This is a genomic window from Longimicrobiales bacterium (assembly GCA_035764935.1).
Lineage (GTDB): Bacteria > Gemmatimonadota > Gemmatimonadetes > Longimicrobiales > RSA9 > DASTYK01.
On sequence record DASTYK010000001.1, the window covers coordinates 1 to 6,249 of the forward strand.

8 protein-coding genes are annotated in these 6,249 nt (G+C 65.2%); 3 read left to right on the forward strand and 5 right to left on the reverse strand.

From position 1 onward, the window contains the following. Positions 1-68 precede the first annotated feature (68 nt). Entirely contained in the window at positions 69-371 is a 303-nt protein-coding gene (locus VFU06_00005) for a transposase (protein HEU5207761.1), read from the forward strand. After that, positions 368-1,249: an IS3 family transposase gene (locus tag VFU06_00010; GenBank protein ID HEU5207762.1), complete on the forward strand. Its 882-nt coding sequence runs from the start codon at positions 368-370 to the stop codon at positions 1,247-1,249. The genes VFU06_00005 and VFU06_00010 overlap by 4 nt, the downstream gene beginning before the upstream one ends. 83 nt (positions 1,250-1,332) lie before the next feature. Here the strand turns inward: VFU06_00010 and VFU06_00015 are convergent, their stop codons facing one another. From VFU06_00015 to VFU06_00030, 4 genes are all read right to left on the reverse strand, one after another. Then, on the reverse strand, positions 1,333-2,229 hold the full coding sequence (locus VFU06_00015; protein ID HEU5207763.1) for a fused MFS/spermidine synthase: 897 nt from the start codon (positions 2,227-2,229) through the stop codon (positions 1,333-1,335). Positions 2,230-2,258: 29 nt separating this feature from the next. Beyond that, on the reverse strand, positions 2,259-2,768 hold the full coding sequence (locus VFU06_00020) for an SRPBCC family protein (GenBank protein HEU5207764.1): 510 nt from the start codon (positions 2,766-2,768) through the stop codon (positions 2,259-2,261). Continuing rightward, positions 2,755-3,099, reverse strand: coding sequence for a metalloregulator ArsR/SmtB family transcription factor (locus VFU06_00025; protein HEU5207765.1), 345 nt, complete (start codon positions 3,097-3,099; stop codon positions 2,755-2,757). Before VFU06_00025 ends, VFU06_00020 begins: the two co-directional genes overlap by 14 nt. A 480-nt stretch (positions 3,100-3,579) precedes the next feature. Then, positions 3,580-4,410, reverse strand: coding sequence for a 5'-3' exonuclease H3TH domain-containing protein (locus VFU06_00030; protein ID HEU5207766.1), 831 nt, complete (start codon positions 4,408-4,410; stop codon positions 3,580-3,582). Between the two features lie 271 nt (positions 4,411-4,681). Here VFU06_00030 and VFU06_00035 point away from each other — a divergent pair, with 271 nt between their 5' ends. Beyond that, on the forward strand, positions 4,682-5,314 hold the full coding sequence (locus tag VFU06_00035) for an OmpA family protein (protein ID HEU5207767.1): 633 nt from the start codon (positions 4,682-4,684) through the stop codon (positions 5,312-5,314). 109 nt (positions 5,315-5,423) lie between these two features. On the opposite strand, the gene VFU06_00040 is transcribed toward VFU06_00035, so the two are convergent. Then, the coding region (locus tag VFU06_00040) for a tetratricopeptide repeat protein (protein HEU5207768.1) at positions 5,424-6,249 on the reverse strand (826 nt) is incomplete at its 5' end.

Genomic DNA, 6,249 nt, shown 5'->3' on the forward strand with positions numbered 1-6,249 from the left:
CTGGCCCTGCCCCGGTTTGGTGGACACCAAGCAGTCCCAATCGGCATGTTGGGACAGGAGGTGTCCACATGGGAAAGAAGCGTCGGGCCTATTCGGCGGAGTTCAAGGCTGAAGCGATTCGGTTGATTGAGCAGGGTGAGAAGCCGATTGCGCAGGTGGCCAGAGAGTTGGGGATCCGCGCTGACATGCTGCGGAGTTGGAAGCAGCAGGCCGACGGAAGGGTTGGTTTCACGAAATGTGAAGCTGCGGATTCGGCTGGCCACGTGGAGTCGGAAGAGGTTCGCAGGCTCAAGCGAGAGCTCGAGACCGTCCGCCAGGAGCGGGACTTCTTAAAAAAAGCGGCGGCGTACTTCGCGAAGCAGTCCCCGTGAAGTACGCGTGCATCGCTGCTCATAGACACGAGTTCGCAGTCGCTTTGATGTGCCGGGTGCTGCAGGTGAGTCGATCCGGCTACTACGCCTGGACCGGACGTCCGCTCAGTGCACGCCAGCGACGCGATGAGGAGCTACAGCAGGTGGTGCAGACCGTTCACGCCGAGAGCCGGCAAAGCTACGGCAGTCCGCGGGTTCATCGTGAGCTGAGAGATCGCGGCCTGCGGGTCGGTCGGAAGCGGGTCGCTCGCTTAATGCGATCTCGAGGCCTGCGAGGCAAGCATCACCGGAAGTTCCGCCCGGCGTTTTCGAGCGGCTCGTCGGTGCAGACCGCCGATCTGCTGCAGCGATGCTTTCAGCCGGACTCGATCAGCGACATCGATCGAGTATGGGCCGCTGACATCACATTCCTTCCGACGCGTCAGGGCTGGCTGTATCTGGCCGTCTTGCTGGATCTGGCAAGTCGCGCGGTCGTGGGATGGTCGATGTCCGCCACTATGACGGCCGAGTTGACGTTGAGCGCGCTGGAGATGGCAATTCAGCGTCGACAGCCGGGACCGGGCCTGCTGCACCATTCTGATCGAGGAGTACAATACGGAGCCTCAGAGTACCGAGCCGCCTTGGAGCGGCACGGCATCCGTCGAAGCATGAGCCGACCCCGTAACTGTTGGGACAACGCTGTTGCGGAAAGCTTCTTTGCGACGCTGAAGCGCGAGCTCGTCAGCGGTGCAGACTGGCGCACGCGGGCCGAGGCGAAAGGCGCCGTGTTCACGTACATCGAGACGTGGTACAACCGGAGGCGGCTGCACTCCAGCCTGGGCTATCTAGCACCCGCCTCCTACGAACGTCAGCTGCAACTCAAGAAGCCTGCAGCTTAACCACAGTGTCCACCAAACCGGGGCAACCCCACACTGTGCCCACTGTGGACCCCGTGTGAATAAAACTCGGCGCCCTCCGCGTCTCAGCGGTGAATAACCGACATTGAATCCGTCAGCACCGTAGCACGAGTCGCGGATAGCGCCTCATAGCCGTTTCGAACGATCGATTCGAGAAGCGCATCATCGGACCGGCGTGCAGCGGCGACCAGCGTATCACGCGTGACGACGCCTAGCGGCCGGGACGCAATGAGCACGACCTGCCGCCGATTCGGGACGTGCAGCAGGTGAGCGGCAGCGAAAACGCTGCGGTACGTCGCGAGCATGGATGCGTACGCGTCGTTTGCCGTCCAGAGATTGCTCAGCACGACCCCCGACGGCCGCAGCCGCGAATGCACGACCTCCAGGAACTCGCGCGTGGCGAGGGAGTGGGGGATCGCATCGTCGGAGAACGCGTCGAGCACGATGAGGTCCCAGGATTCAACGGCGGCAGCCTCGATCAAGGCCCGGCCGTCGGCCGTGTGCACGCGCAGCAGGGAATCAGGACGGAAGCCGAAGTGCTCCTGCGCGACGTGCACGATCAGGGGATCGATCTCCACGACGTCGATCGTGGCGCGCGGCAACACCTGGCGGGCATGCATGGGCATGGCGCCGCCGCCAAGACCGACGTACAGGATGTGGGCGTCGGGCGGAACCAGGGCGAGCCCGATGCTGGCGACACGTGTGTAGGGCAGCTCGAGGTGCAGCGGGTCGCCCGGGCGGATCACGCTCTGACGCGCGCGGCCTTCCCCGGTGTAGAGCGTGCGCAACCCGGCGGCGTTCTCCGTCACGCGCACACGGCCGTACTCGCCGACTTCGTCGAAGACGACACGCGGCCGCTGAGACAGCAGCAGAATGAGCACGAGCGCGAACAGGGCTGCGGCAGCCAGCCACAGCCCGTTCGCGCCGCGCTTGCGGCCCGGCTTCGCGAGGCGATCAGCCATCCGCCATGCTCACGCCGCGCTCCGCGTCGTCAGGCGTGAGCCTGCTGCAGCGCATCCACCACCCGGGCAAAGCGATCGAGGGTGTTCTTGCCGCCTTCCAGCGCGCCCACCTGCTCGACCAGCATGTCCCGCTGCTCCTTCGTCGGATGCACCTGGTGCAGCGTCACCTGCGTGCCGCCCTCGATCTCCTCGAACGTCACCGTCGCATGGAATGCGAACGGCTCCCCCTCCCGTGTACCGTGCGCCCACGCCAGCTTCGCGGGACGCTCGACTTCCTGGTACACGATGTAGTTCGGGTAGTCCGTGCCGTCAGGAGCGTGCATCACGTGGCGCCACACACCGCCCGGCCGCACGTCCATGTGTTCCGTGGTCGTGCGGAACCCCTCCGGGCCCCACCAGTTGCTGATGTGATCCACGCTCGTGAAGGCGTCGAACACCAGCTCGCGCGGTGCATTGAATGTGCGGCGCACGATGATCTCGCGATCGTTGCCACGCACCTCGAACGCCGGCCCACCCAGTACTTCGCTACCCTTCATCATCACGTCCCCCTTGCTGCAGTCCCTGAAGGTAATCGTCCAGCCGCTCGAAGCTCCCCGTCCAGAAACGGCGATACTGCTCGACCCAGTCGGAAACCTCGCGCAGCCGCTCCGGGCGCAGCTGCACCGGCCTCCACTGCTGGAACCGCCCTCGCTCGACCAGTCCCGCCCGCTCGAGCACCTTCAGGTGCTTCGACACGGCGGGCAGGCTCATCTCGAACGGAGCCGCCAGCTCGGTAACGGTCGCGACACCCCCGGCGAGCTGCTCCAGGATGGCCCGGCGCGTCGGATCGGCCAGTGCCGCGAAGGTGACGGAGAGTGGGTCTTCGGTCATTGTTTCCCGTATGGTTAATTAACCTGGACGGAAAGTAAGATGGGATTGGGGCGGGGTCAAGAGCTTGTTTTCACCGCCGGGGTGAGGGCGCATAGCGTTCGCACCCAGCAGAGCGAGTCTCACACAGCAAAGCGGTTGGTCACATTGCATGGTGATTCTCACACAGAGGCCACAGCGGCCACAGCGGACACTGCGGGTTCGTTGCACACATGCCATCCATGCCGGCGTGGAAGCATCCGTTTTTTTAAAGCTGTTTCGCGGTCTCCGAACGTGCGCGGCAGCAGGCGAATGCGGGTTGCCGAGACCAGTACAGAAAACTGGACGCGTCCATCCGAACAACGTGCGGTGAGGCGAGCGAGTTCTGTGACCTCGGTGTCCGCTGTGACCTCCGTGTGAAACTGGCCCTGCCATCCCGTGTGAAACTGGCTCTGCGTGAAACTGGCTCTGTCCTCCGTGTGAAACTGGTTCTGCCCTACGAGCTCAGGCCCTCAGCAAAGCCACCTTCTCCGCTCGCGCCACGAGCTTCGGCTCACCGACCCTCTCCGCCCATTCAGGAAATGCCCCGGTCGGACCACGCCAGCGCAGCTCATCGACATCGGCGAACACGGGTGCGTCGGTCCGGAGTGTGGCGAGTGTGACGAACAGGGAAGCGAGCTCGCGGTCGTCCTTCAGCACATCGGCCGGAAACTCAGCGATGGGGCCGTGCCGGTTGAGCAGTCGCGCGGCGGTGCTCGGCCCGATGCCGGCGATGCCGGGAAAGCCGTCGGCGCTGTCGCCGACGAGGGCGAGGTAGTCGGGAATGAGGGAAGGCGGGACGCCGAACTTTTCGCGCACGGCGTTCTCGTCGCGGATCTGGTTGCCGCGGCGGTCGATCTGCACGACGCGTGTGCCCCGCACGCACTGCGCGAGGTCCTTGTCGGGCGTCCAGATGCAGACCTTCTCCACGCGTTCGTCGTCTGCAGCGCGCGCTGCGGCGGACGCGAGGGCGTCGTCTGCCTCCAGCTCGACCATGGGCCACACGACCACGCCCATGGCCGCGAGCGCGTCCTCGAGGGGATGGAACTGGGCGCGTAGTGACCGATCGACGCCTGCGCCCGTCTTGTAACCAGGCCAGAGCTCGTTGCGGAAGGACTCGATGACGTGGTCGGTGGCCACGCCGATGTGGGTCGCATCGTTCTCGAGCATCTGCAGCACGGTGCGCAGGACGCCGAGCACGGCGCCGAAGGGCGGATCGCCGTCCTTGCGGAACCTGCGCAGCCCATAGAAGTGGCGGAACAGCTCGTACGTTCCGTCCAGGAGGTGGATGATCATGCCGCAGTATACAGCGGGAGGGACGATCTGGCGCGGGCGTCCGCTACTTCCTTCGCAGCAGCCGCTACAATGTGCAGGAAATGCGGTGGCGTGCCGTTGCGGGAACCGTTGTAATTCATGGTGAAATCAAGAATTTGCGCGAAAATGGTCCATTCCTGCTGTGGACACTGGCGGACGTGTGTACTTTGGCACCGGTCTCGCGCTGCGCGCGCGGGGTCACACAGCGCCGAATGGCGCGAACAGGTCACAACCCTGCACTGGAGGGAGTAGTATGAAGCGTACCTGGAAACTGCTGACAGTTCCGCTCGTGAGCCTCGTGTTCGTGAACGCGTGTGCGACGAAGGGCGCTCTGCGCAACGTCGAGCAGCGTGTTGCGAACCAGGAGGCGGCACTCGAGCAGGAGCGCAACGAGCGGATGTCGGCCGACCAGCGGCTGGCCGCGGACCTGGCGCAGCTCCGCACGGACCTCGAGACGATGCGCGAGGATTACGATGCTCGCATCGCAGCGGTCGAGAACGGGCTGCAGTTCGTGCTGCCGGTTCACTTCGCGTTCGACGATGCGACGGTGCGTCCGCAGGACTACGAGGCGCTCGATCGTTTCGTTGACGTCGTCAGCAAGCACTACACCGGTGCTGTCGTGACGGTGGAGGGCTTTGCGGATCCGGCGGGCCCGCGTGCGTACAACGAGCAGCTGTCGGAGCGCCGGGCGGATTCGGTGCGTGAGTATCTGCTGCAGCGTGGTATCGCCGCGGACGTGCGCAGCGTCGGCTACGGCGAGGATCGTCTGGTGATCGATGGTGCCGAGAAGGATGACGCGGGTGCCGAGATGAACCGGCGCGTCGTGTTCGTCGTGGAGACGCCGGCACGCGGAGACGCCGTGACGCTGCTGGTCCCGCAGAGCTGACATCGGTGCTCGCCGCGGCAGCGCTGCCGCGGTACGACCCGGATGAAAACGATGCGGGGCAGCGTGATGACGCGCTGCCCTCGTCTTTTCCCGCTTCATCTCCCCTTCGCTACTGTCCGCCCGCCTCGTCCGTATCCTCGTCGAGATCCTCGGCCAGCGCGCCGCGACCGGTGCGGACATACAGCTCACGCAGCAGGCCCCGCGCGCGGCGCGTCATGAAGTTGTCGGTGCCGTACTGCTCGACGTAGCCGGTGTACGCCGTCTGGAGCAGCGGCTCGGCGGCCTCGTACATGCCCGTGCTCATGTAGTGCCGGCCGAGCTCGCGCAGCACGGACAGCAGGAGGTAGTGATCCGGCGGCAGCTGTGCTTCCAGAGACGTGCGCGCGCTCACGAGAAGGCGGCGGGCTTCGGCGAATTCTCCTGTCGCGGTCAGTGCGCTGCCCAGGGCGGAGGCAGTGACGGCAGTGTAGAGATGGTCCTCTCCCATCTGCGCACGCATTGTGGCGAGCGCTTCCCGCAGCATCTCCACGGCCTGGTCGGCAGCGCCGGCCTCGTAGCGGTTGAGGCCGTAGTTGCGCAGCAGCAGCGCGGTGTTGGGATTGTCGCGCCCCAGTGACGCGTCGTGCGCGCGAAGCGATGCCTCGTAGAAGGGAACGGCTGCGTCGAACCGGCCGAGCTCGTCGTACAGTCCGGCGATGTTCTGCAGGTAGATGCCGGTCTCGGGGTGGTGCTCGCCCAGCGTGGCCCGTGCGATCCTCACGGCCTCGTGGTAGATCGGTTCTGCCTCTTCCAGACGGCCGGCGTAATGGATGCTCGAGGCGAGGTTGTTGAGCGTTGCGGCGAGACGCGCATGATTTGCACCGAGGTAGGTGCGCTCGAGGGCGACAGTCTCGGTGAAGACGTCGGCAGCCGCATCGAAGTCGGACGTGGAGTGG